Origin of the sequence: Paenibacillus sabinae T27 (assembly GCF_000612505.1) — a bacterium.
In the GTDB taxonomy this organism is placed as follows: Bacteria; Bacillota; Bacilli; order Paenibacillales; family Paenibacillaceae; genus Paenibacillus_AQ; species Paenibacillus_AQ sabinae.
Map to the genome: position 1 here is coordinate 4,890,946 of NZ_CP004078.1, position 18,849 is coordinate 4,909,794.

Genomic DNA, 18,849 nt, shown 5'->3' on the forward strand with positions numbered 1-18,849 from the left:
ACCTCCTATACTCTGCCGACATCGTTGACGGCCTTTTGCAGGCTGCTGTCGTAGAACTGGATAACCTTCTGGTTCGCTTCGTATGCCCGGAAAGCCGCGTTCAGATCCACAGCTGCCTGTGTTGCATCAACATTGGAGCCTTCAATGTATCCTTGGCGGACCTGCATATTATCTCCCGCATTCGCATAACGCACTCCCGCAGCTGCAGCATCGTCGACGTGAAAGACACCATTTCCGTCACGCACCAGTTCCTGCGGCCTGGTAACGATACTGATTCCGAGGCGAGCGCCGGATGGAGCGCCGGTCGAGGCATCAAGAAGATTGCCTTCCCCGTCCACCTTCAGGTCGCCCTCCGTACCACTCAGTATCACCGGTTGACCATTCGTACCAAGCACCTTGTACCCACCGGAACTCAGCAGTTCACCCGCCGGACTTACGTTAAAGCTGCCGTTTCGCGTAAAGAACGTGTTTCCATCGTTATCTTGAACCGTAAAAAAAGCCTGCGGCTGGTAAATCGTTTCGCCTTGATTGCTGATATATTTGCCGGAGCCGTCAAAAACGATATTCCCTCCCGTGGCCGGATCGGTCAGACGCAGATCGGCAGACAGCGCAAAATCCGTGGTCTTGCCGCTCTCAATCAAATCGCCTTGCAGATACTTGGATATGGACTGCTCGGCGAACACGCCCGTGTTCATTCTGCCGATCGGCTTCATCGTTCCGCGCTCCATAGAGGAGATCAGCACTTCCGGGAAGGAATGGCTGACGCTTTCGACCTGCTTGTACCCCGTCGTATTCAGATTGGCTATATTTTGCGTAGCCGTATCGTGTCTGCGCTGCTGTGTCACCATGCCGGCCGCCGCCGTATATAACCCTCTTATCATAAAAGGCGTTTCCCCTTCCTAAGAACCGCAAAAGCCCGAATTCCAATTGATAAACCTATACCTGAACCCTATTCCGTGTATACCGATACCTTATATATCGGCTGATTAAAACTTTTTCTTAACAACCTTATCCAAATGATCCAGCAAAATGCCCGTTCCCTTCACAACGCAGTGCATCGGGTCTTCCGCTACCCAAACCGGCACGTGCAGCTCTTCGGAGAGCAGCTCGGTAATTCCGGTCAGCAGCGCACCTCCGCCAGTCAGCACGACGCCGCGGTCAATGATATCGGCCGACAGCTCCGGAGGGGTCCGTTCCAGCACCGTCTTCGCCGCAACCACAATGGACGATACCGGGTCCCAAAGCGCCTCCTGCACCTCTGCCGACGTAATCGTCAAAGTCTGGGGAAGCCCGGTCACCATATCGCGGCCGCGGATATCCATTTCCGCCTGCGTGCCGCCGGGACGCACGTTGCCGATCGCAAGCTTGATGTCTTCCGCCGTCCGCTCACCGATGAGCAGCTTATACTTTTGCTTGATATATTTTAAAATGGATTCGTCGAACTTGTCCCCCGCAACTTTAATGGAGGAGGCGGTAACGACGTCGCCCATCGATAATACGGCTACATCCGTCGTTCCGCCGCCGATGTCGACGACCATATTTCCGCTCGGTTGATAAATATCCATGCCCGCTCCGATCGCCGCGGCTTTGGGTTCTTCTTCCATGAAGACTTCCTTCGCCCCGCTGCGCTCGGCCGCTTCCCGGATCGATTTCTGCTCAACAGACGTAATATTCGTAGGGGCGCAGATCAAGATGCGGGGACGAGAATACCAGGTGCGGCCTCCAACGCGGTCGATGAAATACTTCAGCATCGTTTCCGTAATTTCAAAATCGGCGATGACGCCATCCCGGAGCGGACGAATCGTCGAGATATTGCCTGGTGTACGGCCGACCATACGGCGCGCCTGCTCTCCCACCGCAAGGACCTTCTTCGTGTCGCTTTCAAGCGTGACCACGGAAGGCTCATCCAGAACGACTCCTTTTCCTTTAACATGAATAAGCACATTAGCTGTGCCGAGATCGATTCCGATGTCCTTGCTAAGCATAATGAAAGAGCCCCCAAAGTATTATTTTAGACTAAGAAAAATGAGTTAGTGCCAAATTTTAAATTACCATACTTTAGGGGGGGAATTCAATGGATTCTGTCTGAAAATCACTTTAAAAATCCGATAATATTACGGCTGCGCCGCAACGGCCACCTCCCGTTTTTTCCCCGTGTTTTTCTTGTATTTGATTTTGGTGGCCTCGCCCCCCCGGAGATGACGGATGGATTTGTGGTATTCAAGAATGTTCTTCACCTGATCGGCCAGATCAGGATTGATTTCCGGCAACCGCTCGGTCAAATCTTTATGCACCGTGCTTTTGGAAACGCCGAATTCTTTGGCTATGGTCCGGACCGTATGCCTGGTTTCCACGATGCAGCGTCCGATTTTGATGGTGCGTTCCTTGATGTAATCGTGCACGCTCCCGCCTCCCAACTGTGGATAGTTTGGTACATTATATGAGGGGCGGGCCTATATATTCGCGCTTTAACGGGATGACAAGCCGGGGCAGGCTCATTTTATTTGCTGGACAACCGTAAAATAGCCCTAGAAAGCGGGGACTATGCGCCTATACCGGGAGACGAAACACGAAAAAGCAGGAGGACGAGTGTCCCCCTGCCGTGACTTTCAGGTTTTCATCTGGCTTACTTTTGCGGAAGAAGGTCCGAAGGATTGACGACCTTGCCGTCCTGATACACCTCAAAATGCAGGTGATTTCCCAGATTCTTCTCGATCTCATTGCGTCCGGCTGCGGCTAGCGTATCGCCCTGCTTCACCTGGTCGCCCTGCTTCACTTTGGCTTCTCCGAGACTTTGGTAAACGGTCTTCAGATTGCCTTGAGTCACTTCGACTACCGTACCGAGGGTAGGCACATCCTCGACCCGGGTCACTTCGCCGCTGATAGCGGATTTGACGTCAAAAGTCTTGTTGTCTTCGCGGGCCAGATCGATGCCGGTGTTGGGCGTAAAGGTATCGCCGTTTTGCACCATAGCCTCGATATGATTCTCTTCGGTGCCGTTCTCGTCATAATACGGCTTGACGACGTCCACGTCGCTCGGGTTGGCCACCGGCCAAGCCAGGCTTTCCGCAGAAGCGGTCACTTCGAGCGCATTCGGATCCTTGCCGGCATCGGCGGTTGTATCGCCGGAAGCCCCCACATCTTTGGTTACGACGGCGGCGGTGTCTGTCGAAAGCGGCTTATGGCCGGCATCCTGATAGACCCACACCAAGGTTAGTATAATTGCCGCTGCCGCTGTGTAGACTGCCGGAAACACCCAACGTTTGGAGAACAATCTGTTCCACGAAGAAGGCTGGCTGCTGGTTTCTCCCTGATTGGTTTTGAGAGATTCTTCATGGGATGGTTTGTTTTTGTTTTGTTCATTCATTTGCTATCACCTCAGTAACCATTGTTACCGGGCGGTTCGCTTTTATACGTTTCTTTCACTTTATTTTTTCAAAAGAGTTGAGACTTGCGTAAACGATATTCCGCTGTAATAGTGTTTGAGAATTTGCGTCGCCGTCGCGCCCTCCTTCGCCATCCCGTTCGCTCCCCACTGGCTCATACCGACGCCGTGACCGTTGCCGTAGGTCGTAATGGCGATCTGCCCCTTCTTGATCGTCCAAGTGAACTGGCTGGAACGAAGCCCAAGCCGCTCCCGCACCTCGCGTCCCGTAAACACCTGTCCGTCAATCGAAATCTCTTTAATCCGGTGGCCTGCGGTAAGCGACAGCACCTCCAGCTGCGGCAGCCCTGCGGCAGTCCGATCCATGGAGAGCGGTTCGAACCGCCCCGACGCGCCTGCGGATGAGGCCAATACTCTCTGCGCACCCTGGGGTGCGATTCCGCCTAAGCCCAGCTTCGCTCTCAGCTCGGAGAAAGTGAAGGTGGCGGTAGACTGAAGCTGCGGATTCACTTCCCGGTCCCAAGGGCTTGCCACGCTCCGCAGATAAGGCACAGCGGCTTTCCAGTAATCCTCCGAATTCTCTGTATACCCTCCACTAGAGGCAAAAAAAGATGCCGTAATCGGCTCCCCTCCGTACGTCATCACGATGCCGCGCGTCTCGCGAACCGCGCGGCGGAGCTTGGCCAGGTCGGCCCCTCGGCCGGCCTTCGCCCAGTCCCGCTGCAGCACGGCGGACGAGACGTAAGCCTGATGGCTTACGGTGTCGGTCACATCCGCTCCGGCAGCGGGAACCCCACTTCGGTCGCCCGCCCGCAGGCGGCGGACGATAAAGGTGCGGGCCGCGATGGACTGCGCTTTGAGCGCTTCGAGCTCAAAGCCGGCCGGCATCTCGGCCGCGATCACGCCGGTGACGTAGTCCTCCAGCGGCAGGGTCTCGATTTGTCGGGTACGCGACAAATACACGGACACCTTCGGCTGCGGGGCTTCCGCCGCAGCCGGTTCCCGCGCCGCGGGCGCGCCGGAGGGCTGCGGCGCGGGAGGCGGCGCGGGCGGGTCGTGCCGCAGCTGCACGACCACCAGCGGCAGCAGCAGCGCCGCCAGCAGCGGCGCTGCCAGCCAGGCGGCGGGTAACAGCCGCCTGGACCAGCCACCGGCCGGAAGCCTGCGACTCCGGCGGGCGGGTCTCCACCGCGCCGGCTTGCGGCGCCAGAGGCGGAAATCTTTCATCTCTTTCTTCTCCCTTCCTGAATAGCCTCGTACTACATCATATGAGTCTCAGACAATTGATAGAACGACAGGATTCGAGAGAAGAAAGAGTTGGAGCCGGTAAGGACCGCCCTGCGGCCTTAACTAGCTTCAATAGTGACCCGGCAGCTTTTCTCAAAAAGAAAGAGGCCCGCCATATGGTTATGGCAGACCTCCCGGTTATGAAACGGACCCTGAGATTTAAACCCAGCTCGGTTGAACCTGAACCTTGAACAGGGGCTTTGCTTCCTCGGTAGCACCCTTGGAAGTTTCGGGTTTGAGCTTTTCTTCTGCAGCGGCTTCAGCTGGACTTTCTTCCAGTGAGACGCGCCAAATGTCTGCGCCCAGGCCGGACAGCTTCTCCGCCAGATGTACATAGCCGCGGTCGATATGATGCGTGCCGCTCACTTCCGTCGTTCCCTCTGCGACCAGACCGGCCAGAATCAGCGCCGCCCCCGCACGCAGGTCCGTTGCGCATACCTTCGCTCCGACCAGACGGGCATCTCCGGTAATGATGGCGGAGCGCCCTTCGATCTTGATTTCCGCATTCATCAGCTGGAATTCGTCCACATGCATGAAGCGGTTCTCAAATACCGTCTCCGTAATGACGCTCGTTCCTTCCGAACGAAGCAGCAGCGCCATCATCTGCGACTGCATATCCGTCGGAAAGCCCGGATAAGGCAAAGTCTTCACATCGACAGCCTTCAGCGGCTTGTCGCTAATGACGCGGACGCCGTTGTCGCCGGGAATAATGGTTACGCCCATTTCTTCCATCTTGGCGATAACCGGACCGAGATGATCGGCAATCGCGCCTTCCACGTACACGTCGCCGCCGGTAATCGCCGCAGCCACCATATAAGTTCCCGCTTCGACCCGGTCGGGAATAACATGATGTCTTACACCGTGCAGGCGTTCTACGCCTTCAATCCGAATCATGCCGGTGCCCGCGCCGCGAACGACGGCGCCCATGCTGTTCAGGTAGTTGGCCAAATCGACAATCTCCGGTTCCTTCGCCGCATTCTCGATCGTTGTCACGCCTTCCGCCAAAGCGGCGGCCATCATAATATTCTCGGTTGCGCCGACGCTGGCCACGTCGAGATAAATCTTGGCTCCGCGCAGACGGCCGGTGCTCTTCGCTTCGATATAGCCCTGACCGAGACTGATCTCGGCTCCAAGGGCTTCAAACCCTTTCAGATGCTGGTCAATTGGACGCGTACCGATCGCGCAGCCGCCGGGAAGAGAAATGCGCGCACGGCCCAATCGGGACAAAAGAGGTCCCATCACCAAAAAAGAAGCCCGCATTTTGCGTACCCACTCATAGGGCGCTTCAGAAGTGGATAGGTTTCGGGCATCCACCTGGATGATATCGTTTTGATATGTAACTCCCGCCCCCAGAGATTCCAGTACCTTGCTGATCGTAATTACATCATCTAGAGGAGGCGCGTCGACAATGACGCTTTCTCCTTCTTCAGCCAATAGAGAGGCGGCTATGATCGGTAGTACGGAATTTTTAGCGCCGCTTACTTTCACGCTTCCGGTCAATCTTTTGCCACCGCGGACGATAAATTTACTCATCTTTCGGTTCCCTCCGCGTCCATTATTTTCTCTGACATTCGTGTCATTCTCCATATCCTTGCTTGTTTGAGTAATCAATTTAGTTAAAAATCAATTTAATAAGGCTTCGATTTCCGCTGCTTGGCCCCGGTCTTGCGTGGGACACTTCTTGATTTAAGTTTTTACAAAAAAAATGTAATTATGCGGCGTTTTTTGGCGAAACCGGCTATGACATTAATAACCGGACCGTCCGCAATTAAAACATATGACGTATTTGGACACTGTAGCCCAGGTAATCGAGCAGGAAGCCCGCCACAAAATGTCCCAATACAATAGCCAGCAGCAAATGAAGCAGCCGCCCTTGCGGGCTCTTGGGATATCTTATGATCAAATCAAGCTTTAGGTTCTGCAGGGCCCACCAGGATAATGCCACACACAGCAGCGATACAACCATTGACATCAGCCCGCTGATCCCCAGAGAGCCGGTTAATTCGTTTATCATGATGTTCCCCATCCTAACCCCCCAAACCTAGACTTGCTCGGAAATCGACTCTTATATCATACTTGCGTAATGGAAAAGAATCCAGTACTTTTACATTTTTTTAACTCAAATCCTCCAGGTAAACGCTATCAGACCCAATGTCCTTTCAGAAGTTACAAAATGACATCTTTTGTTACAGATTTAGCAGCCTAAAAATTACATTCTGTTCACCAAAAACTCTATAAGACTCAAAAATTTCAGAGCATAAAAAAAGCAGCCCGGCATATGGCCAGACTGCATTTTCATTTATTTTTGTCCTTTTCCGGCGGACACTTTAATCCGCGTAACCGCACGCTGCAGCGCGAGCTCGGCGCGGCGGTGATCGATGTCGTCCTGCTTGCCGCGGGACTGCAAGCGCCGCTGCGCCCGTTCCTTGGCTGCCTCAGCACGTTCAAGATCGATATCGCTCGGCAGCTCGGCGCTTTCCGCCAGCACGGTCACTTTATCCTTGTGCACTTCAATAAAGCCGCCGTGAACGGCGACCGTTGTCACACCGGCGTCCGATTTGATGGTCATCGGTGCAACCTGAAGCGGAGTTACAAGCGGAACATGTCCCGGCAAAATGCCCAGATCGCCTTCTATCCCACGTACGGTCAAGCTGTTAACCTGCTTGGCAAATACGAGGTGATCCGGCGTGACAATTTCCAACAAAAAGGTGTTCACTTCGAATTCCTCCTCAAAGCTTCAGGTTACAACGTCTTCGCCTTTTCTACAGCTTCCTCAATTGTGCCTACGTATAGGAACGCCGCTTCCGGAAGATCGTCATGCTTGCCTTCCAGAATCTCCTTGAAGCTGCGGACGGTTTCCTTGATCGGTACATATGCACCTTTGAAACCGGTAAACTGCTCCGCCACATGGAAAGGCTGCGACAAGAAGCGCTCTACCTTACGGGCACGGGCCACGATCAGCTTATCTTCCTCGCTCAGCTCATCCATACCGAGGATGGCGATAATATCCTGAAGCTCGGTATAGCGCTGCAGCAATTGCTTAACGCCCTGAGCCACATTGTAATGCTCCTCGCCAACGACATCAGGAGCCAGAATCCGGGAACTGGATGCCAGCGGGTCCACCGCCGGGAAGATCCCTTTCTCGGAGATTTTACGCTCCAGGTTCGTCGTTGCGTCCAAGTGGGCGAACGCCGTTGCCGGAGCGGGGTCGGTGTAATCGTCCGCTGGAACGTAGATTGCCTGGATGGAAGTAACGGAGCCTTTTTTGGTGGAAGTGATCCGTTCCTGCAATTGGCCCATTTCTGTTGCCAGCGTCGGCTGGTAACCTACTGCGGAAGGCATGCGGCCCAGCAATGCGGATACCTCGGAGCCCGCTTGCGTGAAGCGGAAAATGTTGTCGATAAACAGCAGCGTGTCGCGGCCTTCCACATCGCGGAAATATTCCGCCATCGTCAGACCTGTCAGCGCAACGCGCAGACGCGCGCCCGGTGGTTCGTTCATTTGCCCGAACACCATCGCTGTCTTCTTGATAACGCCGGAGTCGGTCATTTCGTGGTAAAGGTCATTACCTTCACGGGTACGTTCACCTACGCCCGCAAATACCGAGATACCGCCGTGCTCCTGCGCGATGTTGTTGATCAATTCCTGGATCGTTACCGTTTTACCTACGCCCGCACCGCCGAACAAGCCGATTTTACCGCCTTTGGCATAAGGTGCAAGCAGGTCGATAACCTTGATTCCGGTCTCCAGAATTTCCGCCTGTGTCGACAGCTCGTCGAATGTCGGAGCCAGACGGTGAATCGGGTTCTTCTGCGATTCGCCGATCTCCTCGCCGTTATCGATCGTATTTCCCAGCACGTTGAATACCCGGCCGAGTGTAACATCACCGACGGGAACCGAAATCGGGGCTCCCTGATCGGCAGCATCCAGACCGCGAACCAGTCCGTCCGTGGAGGACATGGCAATACAGCGTACCAGATTGTCGCCCAGATGATTGGATACTTCCAGTGTCAGCTCGTTCTTACGTCCTTGCTCCGGGCTGGCTGCGATCTTGATGGCATTGAAGATCTCGGGCAGTTGGCCGCGTTCAAATTCAATATCGACAACCGGACCCATAATGCTAACTACGCGTCCTACGTTCATCTATGTTTCCCTCCTTGAAAACTGTTACCTAAGAAGAAACGGCTTCGCCGTCCTCTGGAAGAGGAAGGCATCGTTTCTCGTAAAAATATCAGGTTAAGGATAAGCGCGAAGCTTATCCTTTCTGATATTTCAAGAAGAAACGTCCGCGCCTTGTTCCAAGGCATCGTTCCTTACTCTTCGAAATAGAAGACCTGTTTAAGCGCCCGGCAAATCCATTCAAGCCAGGAAGCTTACCTGTTCTCATATATTAGCTTTGGGCGTTTGCACCCGCTACGATCTCGGTAATTTCCTGAGTAATAGCCGCCTGACGGGCACGGTTGTACGTAAGCGTCAGGTTACCGATCATTTTCGAGGCATTCTTGGTCGCACTGCCCATTGCCGTCATCTTGGCGCCGAGCTCGCTGGCTTTGCCGTCGAGGATAGCGCTGTAAATCAAGGTCTCCGCATACTTGGGCAGCAGAACTTCAAGCACGCCTTCCGGCGACGGTTCGTATTCATAGCCCGCTTTAAGCTCATGACCTTGAGTTTCTTCCTTCTTGCCGACTCCATCCATCGGAAGAAGACGCTCCACCGTCGGAATTTGGCTGATCGGATTGACGAACACGTTATAGCAGATATAGATCTCATCGAACACGCCTTCTTCGAATTGTCCTACCGCGGCATAGGCGATCGACTTAATGTCGGAGAAAGACGGGGTGTCGGAAAGCTCGGTCACTTCCTCGACGATCGGATAATTGCGCCGGCGCAGGAAATCGCGGCCTTTGCGGCCGATGACAAACAAGCCGTATTCATCCTGGGACTTATGACGCTCCTGGATAAGGGTTGTCACTTTCCGCAAAATATTGGCATTGTACCCTCCGGCCAGGCCGCGGTCCGAAGTGATGATGATATATCCGGTTCTCTTGACGGGACGGCTCACCAGCATGGGGTGCTGGATTCCTGTGGTACCGGCAGCGATATTCGACACGACTTCTTTCAGCTTCTGCGAGTATGGACGGGCCGCTTCCGCTTTCTCCTGCGCCTTTCTCAGCTTGGAGGCGGCGACCATTTCCATCGCTTTGGTGATTTGTCTGGTGTTCTGAACGCTTTTGATTTGACGTTTAATATCACGCATGCTTCTTGCCATGATTTCACCACCTTAAAGCTTTGGCGAAGCCAAAGCTATCTTCGTAAGCATATCTGCAAGCTTTGGCCTAGACCAAAGCTTGCTTCAATACTCCCGTTACCTTATCGATTGCGCCAGTCCAGTTCTTAGCTGGCGGCAAAACCTTTTTTGAACTTCTCGATAGCAGCCTTCAGCGCCGTTTCATTATCAGCCGTCAGATCCTTCGTTTCCGTAATGGATGCGGCAACTTCAGACGCGTTGCTGTCTATATAGGAAAGGAATTCTTTTTCAAAGCGTCTGACATCCTTAACCGGGATATCATCCAGATATCCTTTGACCGCTGTGTACAAGCTGATAACCTGATGCTCGACGGAAAGCGGCTGGCCTACACCCTGTTTCAGGATTTCCATCATCCGCGCGCCGCGGTTCAGACGGGCCTGAGTCGATTTGTCCAGGTCGGAGCCGAACTGGGCAAACGCCTGCAGCTCGCGGTATTGGGCAAGATCCAGACGGAGCGAGCCGGCAACCTTCTTCATCGCTTTGATCTGCGCCGATCCGCCTACGCGGGATACGGAGATACCGACGTTGATCGCCGGACGCTGTCCGGAGTAGAACAGGTCGGACTCCAGGAAGATCTGGCCGTCGGTGATCGAAATAACGTTCGTCGGGATGTATGCCGATACGTCGGAAGCCTGAGTCTCGATGAATGGCAGAGCGGTCAACGAACCGCCGCCAAGTTCGTCGCTGAGCTTCGCAGCGCGTTCCAGCAGACGGGAATGCAGATAGAATACGTCACCAGGGAATGCTTCGCGGCCCGGAGGACGGCGGAGCAGCAGGGACAGCTCGCGGTAAGCGGCCGCCTGTTTCGACAGGTCGTCATAGATGACCAGAACGTGCTCGCCCTTGTACATGAAGTATTCGCCCATTGCGCAGCCCGCGTACGGAGCGATGTAGAGCAGCGGGGACGGCTCGGAAGCCGAAGCGGTAACGACGATCGTGTACTCCAGCGCGCCGTGGCGGCGAAGCGTTTCAACGACCTGCGCAACCGTGGATTGCTTTTGTCCGATGGCAACGTAGATACACTTCATACCGTTGCCCTTTTGGTTAATGATGGCGTCGATGGCGATAGCCGTTTTACCGGTTTGACGGTCGCCGATAATCAGCTCGCGCTGTCCGCGGCCGATCGGTACCATGGAGTCAATCGCCTTGAGACCTGTCTGCATCGGTTCGTGTACCGATTTACGCTCGATAACGCCTGGAGCGTTGTTCTCAACCGGACGGAATTCCGTCGTTTCGATCGGACCCTTGCCGTCCAGAGGCTGGCCAAGCGGGTTAACGACACGGCCGAGCAGCGCTTCGCCGACGGGAACCTGCATGATGCGGCCCGTGCGTTTGACTTGATCGCCTTCGCGGATTTCCGTATATTCACCGAGGATAACGACACCGACGTTGCTTTCCTCCAGATTGAGCGCCATACCTACGACGCCGTTGGAGAATTCGAGCAGCTCGCCTGCCATCGCATTTTCCAGACCGTACACGCGGGCGATCCCGTCGCCGACTTGAATGACGGTTCCGATTTCGGCTACTTCAATATCGGATTTATATTGTTCGATTTGACTTTTAATCAAAGTGCTGATTTCTTCAGGTCTGATGCTCAAACTAGCTCACCCCTATCTTCTATGCTTATCGTTAAAGGATTTTTCCAGACGTTCAAGCTTACCGGCCAGACTGCCGTCGTACAGCGTATCGCCGATGACCACTTTAAGTCCGCCAAGCAAGCTTTTGTCGACTACATTGGTAGCCCGGATTTTCCGGCCGGATAAGGTTCCGAACTCTTCGGCGACAGTCTTCATTTCCCGTTCGTCCAGCTTGTAAGTGGAGTAGACGGTAGCGTCGGCCAATCCAAGGCTCTCGCCTTCGATCTTGATGTAGCTGTCCAGAAGGTCCGAAAGAATGCTCATTCTGCCGCGCTCCACGAGAAGTTCAAGCGTGTTGATTACAAGCGTTGAGAGCTTGCCACTCAGCGTGTTTTTGAGCACCGCGAGCTTGTCTTCCCCCGAAATCTTCGGAGTGCTGATGAATCTTTGAAGATCCGTATCGGAAGCCAGCGCGGAAACCAGAGCTTTCAGCTCTTCTTCCACTTCCAGCGTCTTCTTCTCTTCAAAGGCCACCTCGAACAATGCCTTCGCGTATCTTTTGGCGACTACCGTATCCTGACTCATGATCTGCCCCCAACCTCTTTGAGGTATTGATCAACGAGTTCCTCCTGCGCGGCGTCCGAGCTGACTTCCTTCTCAAGCAGCTTGGATGCGATTTTTACGGAAGCCGAACCGAGCTCGCTGCGCAGCGCCTCGACGGCCTTGTTCTTCTCGCTTTGAATGTCACGGAGAGCTTCATCCTTGATTCGGGTAGCTTCCGCCTTGGCTTGTTCAAGCAGTTGTTCGGTTTGCTTGCTGCTCGTCTGTCTGGACTGCTCGATAATATCGTAAGCTTCCTTGCGGGCATCCTGGAGAGCCTGCTTCTGTTCCTCTACGTAAGCGACCGCCTGCTCGCGCGTCTGCGAAGCTTCATTAATTTGCTGCAATACAAGCTCGCGCCGTTTCTCCATTACGGAGAACAAGGGGCCGAAAGCGTATTTGTTAAGCAGAAAATACAAGATTAGAAAAGCGATCAGCGCCAGGACGAGGGATGGAATTGAAAAACTCAATTAGGGTCACTCCTTTCCGGTAACTTCGTTAATCGAAATACTATAGACAAGGCTCTTGCCCAAAAAGAAAGCGCGGAGGGCCATGGCCTTCCCCGCCAATTAATGTGCAATCTAAATTATGCTCGGCCGAAGAAAATGAACGCCAAGACAACGCCGATGATCGGCAGGGCCTCTACCAGACCTACCCCGATAAAAGCAGTTGTTTGCAGAGTGGATTTCGCTTCGGGTTGACGGGCGATCCCTTCAATTGTTTTACTGAAAATCAGACCGTTACCGATACCAGCGCCCAGCGCGCCAAGACCCACTGCAATTGCAGCAGCCACAAATGCCAAAACTCCCATTTGAAAAATCCTCCTTAGAGATCTGTAATTGTTGTAGTTTTTGATTTATTTCAGAACCGGGTGCAAATAGTGCGCCCAGCCCGGAATTAATGCTCTTCGTGGGTGTCGATTGCTTGAGAAATGTACACGAATGTCAAAATCGTAAAGACGAAAGCCTGGATAGAGCCGACAAATATACTGAAGCCCTGCCAGATCACAAGGAACGGAATAGAAGCGACGGTTCCGATTGGCCCCGAAGATCCGAGCTGTACCAGCACCGAAATCAGCACTTCACCGGCAAAAATATTACCGAATAGACGCATGCCGTGCGTGAGCAGCTTGGAGAACTGCTCAATAAGGTTGATGGGGAAGAAGAACCAGAACGGTTGAAAATAGTGTTTCAGGTAGCCCTTCGTATTCCGGGTAAGCCCCAGGAAGTGAACCATTACGAAAATCAAACCGGCCAGTCCCAAAGCAACCGCCGGGTCGGCCGTCGGAGATTTCCACCAAGCCACTCCAACTTCCGCTTCTTCTCCAGGGTGTGCAGCCTCTTCTGTATGTAGCTTCTCCGTTACGGTCACAAGCTCATGGCCGAAAATATGGGCCTTGCTCGCATCGTGATACTCCGTCACAATACCAAACGGAAGTCCGAGCATATTGCCGACGAAGATAAACATAATCAGCGTCATACCAAGGGACAGGAAAGGCTTGCCCTTCTTAAGATCCATGGTACTTGAGATCAGGCCCTGAACGAACTCGACCACCCATTCCAGAAAATTTTGCATTTTGCCGGGGTTTTCTACCGACAAATTGCGGGTAGCCAGACGGGCGATAAGGAATACAATCGCACAGGTCACAACCAGCATCAGTACAATGGACAGGTCGATATCTAGTCCCGCCAAATGAATAATCGGCGATTCATGCATGTTTTAATCACCCCTTTCTCAGCAGCAAGGTTCATTCATTCTTTAACACAAGAACGAAGCTTATGATAAAAAGCAGGAATTGGCCAATCACCAAACTTGCGCAGACCGCGATTTCGTTGAAAGTATCAGGAAACTTCAAAGCAAGCATGATCGCCAAGATGGAGCTTGCAATTCTCACGCCAAATCCAAAACCCGAGCCCTTGCGTCCTTCCGTCACATTCCGGGTAACGCGGAGCACCCTGTAACCTGCATGCATCACGTTCAAACAGCTGACGGCGGCGCCGAGTATTACTCCATAATAAACCGCACGGTGAAGAGGCATCAGCTCCGCGATGACAAGACAAACCGCTATTATCGCCATAATTACGGCAAACAGCAGCCTGTTCAGCCTGAGTGTGTCATTCATCGCTCTCCTTCATCACCCTCTTAATAACAGCGATTATACTTGCCGCACCTGATAACATGCCGAAGAGAACGCCTACACCGATCCAAAGTCCCGGATTCCCCCATTTGCCTCCCAGCCAGTTGCCCAGAAAATAACCTCCCAAGGTACAGCCGGCGAGATCAATTCCTATCGCACTGACAAGACCCATGGCCTGTAGCGATTTGCCCAAGTTTCGTTCTCCATTATTCGGTTGTTCAGGCTGTTTCATAGTACCCCACCCTTGGAATTCCAATTCATTTTACTGAATGTTACAAGAGTTTGTCAAACTAACGCGACAGCGCTAAAAATCGCTGAAAATATGAAAATAATCACAGCAAAACATTCCAAAACCATATAAACCGTACAGTTTTACTGTATGCTATTTAAAACTCTTTCACGGTTTGACTTCGGAGACTCCCGAATCATTTGTGAACATTCTGTGAAACTGTTCCGGACGCTCTTCATTTATTCCAAAATGGTGCAAAATCGCACTGACAATTCGTCCGGATGCTTTACCATCTCCATACGGGTTGGCGGCCCGGCTCATGGACTGATAGAGATCCTGATCAGTCAACAAAGCATGTGTCCGTTGATACACCTTCTCCTCGTCCGTACCCACCAATTCGAGCGTTCCCGCCTCGATGCCTTCCGGGCGCTCCGTAGTGTCGCGCAGCACGAGAACAGGGACTCCAAAAGACGGAGCTTCTTCCTGCAAGCCGCCGGAATCGGTCAAAATCAAGTGGGTATGCGGATAAAAATTATGCAAGTCCACGACATCCAGCGGATCGATCAGCTTGATTCGGGGATGATCGCCCAAAATCTCGTACGCCGGTTCCTTAACCGCGGGACTCGGATGCACGGGATAGCAGATGGCGACATCTTCGAATTCATCAGCAATTCTTTTGACGGCACGGAAAATATGACGGTGCGGTTCGCCTTGGGATTCCCTGCGGTGCGCCGTCATCAAAATAAGTCTTTTTCCTGAAGCCCAGTCCAGTACCGGATGCCGGTAGCCCGGCTGTACGGTATATTGAAACACATCGGTTACCGTATTGCCTGTGATATAAACACTTGATTCTTTTTTGTTTTCATGTCTCAAATTCCCTGCCGACCAGTCGGTTGGAGCGAAGTGCAGATCGGCGAGCACACCGGTCAGCTGACGGTTCATCTCCTCCGGATAAGGGGACAGCTTGTTCCAGGTGCGCAGGCCCGCTTCCACATGCCCAACCTGAATTTGCTGTAAAAAGGATGCGTAGCTTGCCAAAAACGTGGTCAGCGTGTCGCCGTGCACCAGTACAAGATCAGGCTTCGCCTCCCGCAGCACAGGCTCCAGTCCTTGAAGAACCCGGATCGTAATTTCGTTCAGCGTCTGCCGGTCCTTCATGACATCCAAATCGTAGTCGGGGACAATGTTAAATACTTCAAGCACCTGATCGAGCAGCTGACGGTGCTGGGCCGTCACACAAACGAGCGACTCGATATGCTCGGGATGCTTTTGAAGCTCAAGCACCAGCGGAGCCATCTTAATCGCCTCGGGACGGACGCCGAAAATCGTCATTACTTTAATCTTGGACATGATCCATTTCCTTTCTTCTCCCGCTTCGGGTATTCACTTCGTTCCGTACAGCCGATCGCCGGCGTCGCCAAGGCCCGGCACGATGTAGCCGTGATCGTTCAGATGGTCGTCAAGCGCGGCAACATAAATGTCAACATCCGGATGGGCTTCCTGGACAGCAGCAACGCCTTCGGGAGCGGCGATCAGATTCATCATTTTGATCTGGGTGCACCCGCGGTTCTTGAGCGAAGTAATAGCTGCGATCGCGGAGCCGCCGGTAGCCAGCATCGGATCGATGACAATCAGCTCACGCTGCTGCACATCGGTAGGCAGCTTGATATAATATTCGACGGGCTGGAGCGTCTCCGGGTCGCGGAACAGGCCAACATGGCCCACCTTCGCTGCAGGGAGCAGCTTCAGGACGCCTTCCAGCATTCCCAGACCCGCCCGCAGGATCGGAATAAGTCCCAGCATTCTGCCGGAAATGACCTTGCCCTGCGTTTCGGCGACCGGGGTCTGCACCGTAATCGTTTCTAATGGGATGTCCCGCGTAATTTCATAGGCCATCAGAGTAGCCACTTCGTCTACATGTTCTCTAAATTCCTTCGTATTAGTCCGCACATCGCGTATAAAAGTCAGTTTGTGCTGGATCAATGGATGATCGCAAATCACCAATTTTCCCATTCGCTTGTCCCTCCGGTAGTTGTAAGTCTTGTGCAAGCCGAGGCGGGGCTGCCCCTTTCGCGGCTAAATCCTGTATATTATATCATCACTGGATGCGCATTTCACCTAGGGAGGGCGGCAGGCCGGGATGAAGAAGCCGGGTTCGCTGATCGTCCTACTTTTCACACTTTTTTCATGATTTTTCTTGAAAGTTGCATGAACTTTCTGCACACTTTTCTGCAATTTTCATTCCTTTAACAGCGCATTCCTGTGAACGTTCTGTTAAGAAGACTTGGATACGTCATCCTTTTTGGTTCTGCATCCGTTTACAGACATAATTATGGTAGTATCAAAAAGCCCCCGCAGCCGATCAGACGGACATGCAGAGGCTTTAAATGTAACGCTAGGGGCGATAGGGCATGCCCCATTTAGCAGCGATTAATATTTCAGTTCAGGGTAGATAGGGAAGCGCTCAGTCAGCGCGGCAACCCGGCTGGCGGCGTCTTTCAGTGTCGCTTCGTCCTTCGGATTCTTGAGAACGGCGGCGATAAGCCGGCCGATCTCGGTCATCGCCTGCTCGTCCATGCCGCGCGAAGTAACCGCAGGCGTGCCGATCCGGATGCCGCTTGTAATGAACGGGCTGGTCGGATCGAACGGAATCGCATTTTTGTTGACGGTGATGCCGATGGAATCGAGCACTTTTTCCGCATCCTTGCCGGTAATGTTCAAATTTCGCGTATCGACCAGCATCAGATGGTTGTCGGTTCCGCCGGAGACGATATTGACGCCTTCGCCGATCAGAGTTTCCGCAAGCACCTTCGCGTTCTTCACCACGTTCTCCGCATAGGTCTTGAAGGACGGCTGAAGAGCTTCGCCGAAGGAAACGGCTTTGGCCGCGATGACGTGCATCAGCGGACCACCTTGCGATCCCGGGAATACGGCCTTGTCAATCGCCGCAGCCCACGGCTGTTTGCAGAGAATCATGCCGCCGCGCGGGCCGCGAAGCGTCTTATGGGTGGTTGTGGTCACGAAATGAGCATGCGGAACAGGGCTAGGATGCAGTCCGGCAGCTACCAGGCCAGCGATATGCGCCATGTCGACCATAAACAGCGCTCCGACGTCGTTTGCAATCGAAGCCAGCGCTTCGAAATCGATCGTGCGCGGATAGGCGCTTGCGCCGGCGACGATCAGCTTCGGACGATGCTTGAATGCGGCTTTGCGCACTTCGTCGTAGTCGATAAGGAAGGTGTCTTCCTGAACGCCGTAAGCAACAAAATTATAGAGCAGGCCGGAAGCGTTAACCGGGCTGCCGTGTGTCAAGTGTCCGCCATGGGCCAGGTTCATCCCGAGCACCGTATCTCCCGGATTAAGCGCAGCAAGGTAAACGGCCATGTTCGCCTGCGCGCCGGAGTGCGGCTGCACATTGGCATGGTCGGCGCCGAACAGCTGCTTGGCACGGTCGCGGGCCAGATTCTCGACGATGTCCACATCTTCACAACCGCCATAGTAGCGCTTGCCCGGATAACCCTCGGCGTATTTATTCGTCAATACGGAGCCCATCGCCTCAATGACGGCCTCGCTCACGATATTCTCCGAAGCGATCAGCTCGATATTGGCCTTCTGACGCTGAAGCTCCAGTCCCATCGCTTTCAGCACTTCCGGATCACTCTTGCGCAATTGTTCCATTGTTCTTGTTTCCTCCCTGAAAATAAGTTTATGAGATGGGATTTATCCTTCCCTAATCACACAGCTTCGAGCCGCTTTCTTCCTGCTTCCGGTACACGGCGCGCTCGCCGCCGATCAGCGGCGGCCGGGTGTAGGCCGCATTCACACGGGCTTGTCCGATATAGCGCAGCGAAGGCCGGAAAGGCACCGCGACGCGGCGCAGATGCATGCCGATCAGCGTCTCGCCGATATCGATGCCTGCATGGGCCTGCACCGTTTCGGCCAATACGGGATCAGTCATTGCCCGGTAAGCCGCGGCGCCCATTGAACCGCCGGCCCCCGGAATCGGCACCGCCGACACTTCAGTCAAGCCGAGCTGCTCCAGCAGACTCCGTTCCATTACAATGGCCCGGTTCAAATGCTCGCAGCACTGAAATACCGGGGAAAACCCGAATTGCTCCGCAGCCCGGTTCACCCCGGACAACAGCTGCTCCGCCACTTCCAGCGCGCCGCCGGTGCCGATGCGCGCACCGGCCACCTCGCTCGTGCTGACGCCGACAACCAGTATCTTGCCCGGTCCGATCCCGCCGGCTTCGGCCAGCTCTTTCAGCACGAGCAGCGTCTGTTCGGCGATAGACAACTCCACCGCAAGGCCGCGTCCGCCGCCGG

21 protein-coding genes are annotated in these 18,849 nt (G+C 53.8%); all 21 read right to left on the bottom strand.

Features of this window, described 5'->3' with window-relative positions:
* Positions 1–5 precede the first annotated feature (5 nt).
* Entirely contained in the window at positions 6–881 is an 876-nt protein-coding gene (locus PSAB_RS22570; protein WP_025336823.1) for a flagellar hook-basal body protein, read from the bottom strand.
* 105 nt (positions 882–986) lie between these two features.
* Complete coding sequence (mreB, locus tag PSAB_RS22575) at positions 987–1,985, bottom strand: rod shape-determining protein MreB (protein ID WP_025336824.1); 999 nt, start codon at positions 1,983–1,985, stop codon at positions 987–989.
* A gap of 129 nt (positions 1,986–2,114) precedes the next feature.
* On the bottom strand, positions 2,115–2,402 hold the full coding sequence (gene spoIIID, locus PSAB_RS22580) for a sporulation transcriptional regulator SpoIIID (protein WP_025336825.1): 288 nt from the start codon (positions 2,400–2,402) through the stop codon (positions 2,115–2,117).
* Between the two features lie 224 nt (positions 2,403–2,626).
* Positions 2,627–3,367, bottom strand: a complete 741-nt coding sequence (locus PSAB_RS22585; RefSeq protein WP_025336826.1) for a M23 family metallopeptidase — start codon at positions 3,365–3,367, stop codon at positions 2,627–2,629.
* Between the two features lie 60 nt (positions 3,368–3,427).
* Entirely contained in the window at positions 3,428–4,612 is a 1,185-nt protein-coding gene (spoIID, locus tag PSAB_RS22590; protein ID WP_025336827.1) for a stage II sporulation protein D, read from the bottom strand.
* A gap of 219 nt (positions 4,613–4,831) precedes the next feature.
* On the bottom strand, positions 4,832–6,205 hold the full coding sequence (gene murA, locus PSAB_RS22595) for a UDP-N-acetylglucosamine 1-carboxyvinyltransferase (RefSeq protein ID WP_025336828.1): 1,374 nt from the start codon (positions 6,203–6,205) through the stop codon (positions 4,832–4,834).
* Positions 6,206–6,440: 235 nt separating this feature from the next.
* Entirely contained in the window at positions 6,441–6,686 is a 246-nt protein-coding gene (locus PSAB_RS22600) for a DUF1146 family protein (protein WP_144240572.1), read from the bottom strand.
* Positions 6,687–6,971: 285 nt separating this feature from the next.
* On the bottom strand, positions 6,972–7,388 hold the full coding sequence (locus PSAB_RS22605) for a F0F1 ATP synthase subunit epsilon (protein ID WP_025336830.1): 417 nt from the start codon (positions 7,386–7,388) through the stop codon (positions 6,972–6,974).
* A 26-nt stretch (positions 7,389–7,414) separates the two neighbouring features.
* Positions 7,415–8,815, bottom strand: a complete 1,401-nt coding sequence (atpD, locus tag PSAB_RS22610; protein WP_025336831.1) for a F0F1 ATP synthase subunit beta — start codon at positions 8,813–8,815, stop codon at positions 7,415–7,417.
* 247 nt (positions 8,816–9,062) lie between these two features.
* A complete protein-coding gene (gene atpG, locus PSAB_RS22615) occupies positions 9,063–9,941 on the bottom strand; it encodes an ATP synthase F1 subunit gamma (RefSeq protein WP_025336832.1) in 879 nt (292 codons plus the stop codon).
* A 125-nt stretch (positions 9,942–10,066) separates the two neighbouring features.
* Positions 10,067–11,578, bottom strand: coding sequence for a F0F1 ATP synthase subunit alpha (gene atpA / locus PSAB_RS22620; protein WP_025336833.1), 1,512 nt, complete (start codon positions 11,576–11,578; stop codon positions 10,067–10,069).
* 12 nt (positions 11,579–11,590) lie between these two features.
* Positions 11,591–12,142 carry a F0F1 ATP synthase subunit delta gene (locus tag PSAB_RS22625; protein ID WP_025336834.1) on the bottom strand — a complete coding sequence of 184 codons (552 nt, stop codon included), beginning with the start codon at positions 12,140–12,142 and terminating at the stop codon, positions 11,591–11,593.
* A complete protein-coding gene (atpF, locus tag PSAB_RS22630; protein ID WP_025336835.1) occupies positions 12,139–12,627 on the bottom strand; it encodes a F0F1 ATP synthase subunit B in 489 nt (162 codons plus the stop codon). The genes PSAB_RS22625 and atpF overlap by 4 nt, the downstream gene beginning before the upstream one ends.
* A gap of 116 nt (positions 12,628–12,743) precedes the next feature.
* A complete protein-coding gene (atpE, locus tag PSAB_RS22635) occupies positions 12,744–12,968 on the bottom strand; it encodes a F0F1 ATP synthase subunit C (RefSeq protein ID WP_025336836.1) in 225 nt (74 codons plus the stop codon).
* 86 nt (positions 12,969–13,054) lie between these two features.
* Positions 13,055–13,873: a F0F1 ATP synthase subunit A gene (atpB, locus tag PSAB_RS22640; protein ID WP_025336837.1), complete on the bottom strand. Its 819-nt coding sequence runs from the start codon at positions 13,871–13,873 to the stop codon at positions 13,055–13,057.
* A gap of 31 nt (positions 13,874–13,904) precedes the next feature.
* Positions 13,905–14,279, bottom strand: a complete 375-nt coding sequence (locus tag PSAB_RS22645; RefSeq protein ID WP_025336838.1) for an ATP synthase subunit I — start codon at positions 14,277–14,279, stop codon at positions 13,905–13,907.
* Positions 14,272–14,487: an AtpZ/AtpI family protein gene (locus tag PSAB_RS22650; protein WP_226991737.1), complete on the bottom strand. Its 216-nt coding sequence runs from the start codon at positions 14,485–14,487 to the stop codon at positions 14,272–14,274. Before PSAB_RS22650 ends, PSAB_RS22645 begins: the two co-directional genes overlap by 8 nt.
* Before the next feature lie 204 nt (positions 14,488–14,691).
* Positions 14,692–15,873: a non-hydrolyzing UDP-N-acetylglucosamine 2-epimerase gene (gene wecB, locus PSAB_RS22655; protein WP_025336840.1), complete on the bottom strand. Its 1,182-nt coding sequence runs from the start codon at positions 15,871–15,873 to the stop codon at positions 14,692–14,694.
* 33 nt (positions 15,874–15,906) lie between these two features.
* Entirely contained in the window at positions 15,907–16,536 is a 630-nt protein-coding gene (gene upp, locus PSAB_RS22660; protein ID WP_025336841.1) for a uracil phosphoribosyltransferase, read from the bottom strand.
* A gap of 417 nt (positions 16,537–16,953) precedes the next feature.
* On the bottom strand, positions 16,954–18,201 hold the full coding sequence (locus PSAB_RS22665) for a serine hydroxymethyltransferase (RefSeq protein WP_025336842.1): 1,248 nt from the start codon (positions 18,199–18,201) through the stop codon (positions 16,954–16,956).
* 52 nt (positions 18,202–18,253) lie between these two features.
* Complete coding sequence (locus PSAB_RS22670; RefSeq protein WP_038597626.1) at positions 18,254–18,826, bottom strand: TIGR01440 family protein; 573 nt, start codon at positions 18,824–18,826, stop codon at positions 18,254–18,256.
* Positions 18,827–18,849: the final 23 nt, after the last annotated feature.

What these genes read in the sequence shown, in the direction of transcription:
- PSAB_RS22570 (WP_025336823.1), bottom strand. Translation starts at nt 881, where the DNA reads ATGATAAGAGGGTTATATACGGCGGCGGCCGGCATGGTGACACAGCAG.
- mreB (WP_025336824.1), bottom strand. Translation starts at nt 1,985, where the DNA reads ATGCTTAGCAAGGACATCGGAATCGATCTCGGCACAGCTAATGTGCTT.
- PSAB_RS22585 (WP_025336826.1), bottom strand. Translation starts at nt 3,367, where the DNA reads ATGAATGAACAAAACAAAAACAAACCATCCCATGAAGAATCTCTCAAA.
- spoIID (WP_025336827.1), bottom strand. Translation starts at nt 4,612, where the DNA reads ATGAAAGATTTCCGCCTCTGGCGCCGCAAGCCGGCGCGGTGGAGACCC.
- murA (WP_025336828.1), bottom strand. Translation starts at nt 6,205, where the DNA reads ATGAGTAAATTTATCGTCCGCGGTGGCAAAAGATTGACCGGAAGCGTG.
- PSAB_RS22600 (WP_144240572.1), bottom strand. Translation starts at nt 6,686, where the DNA reads ATGATAAACGAATTAACCGGCTCTCTGGGGATCAGCGGGCTGATGTCA.
- atpD (WP_025336831.1), bottom strand. Translation starts at nt 8,815, where the DNA reads ATGAACGTAGGACGCGTAGTTAGCATTATGGGTCCGGTTGTCGATATT.
- atpG (WP_025336832.1), bottom strand. Translation starts at nt 9,941, where the DNA reads ATGGCAAGAAGCATGCGTGATATTAAACGTCAAATCAAAAGCGTTCAG.
- PSAB_RS22625 (WP_025336834.1), bottom strand. Translation starts at nt 12,142, where the DNA reads ATGAGTCAGGATACGGTAGTCGCCAAAAGATACGCGAAGGCATTGTTC.
- atpE (WP_025336836.1), bottom strand. Translation starts at nt 12,968, where the DNA reads ATGGGAGTTTTGGCATTTGTGGCTGCTGCAATTGCAGTGGGTCTTGGC.
- atpB (WP_025336837.1), bottom strand. Translation starts at nt 13,873, where the DNA reads ATGCATGAATCGCCGATTATTCATTTGGCGGGACTAGATATCGACCTG.
- PSAB_RS22645 (WP_025336838.1), bottom strand. Translation starts at nt 14,279, where the DNA reads ATGAATGACACACTCAGGCTGAACAGGCTGCTGTTTGCCGTAATTATG.
- wecB (WP_025336840.1), bottom strand. Translation starts at nt 15,873, where the DNA reads ATGTCCAAGATTAAAGTAATGACGATTTTCGGCGTCCGTCCCGAGGCG.
- upp (WP_025336841.1), bottom strand. Translation starts at nt 16,536, where the DNA reads ATGGGAAAATTGGTGATTTGCGATCATCCATTGATCCAGCACAAACTG.
- PSAB_RS22665 (WP_025336842.1), bottom strand. Translation starts at nt 18,201, where the DNA reads ATGGAACAATTGCGCAAGAGTGATCCGGAAGTGCTGAAAGCGATGGGA.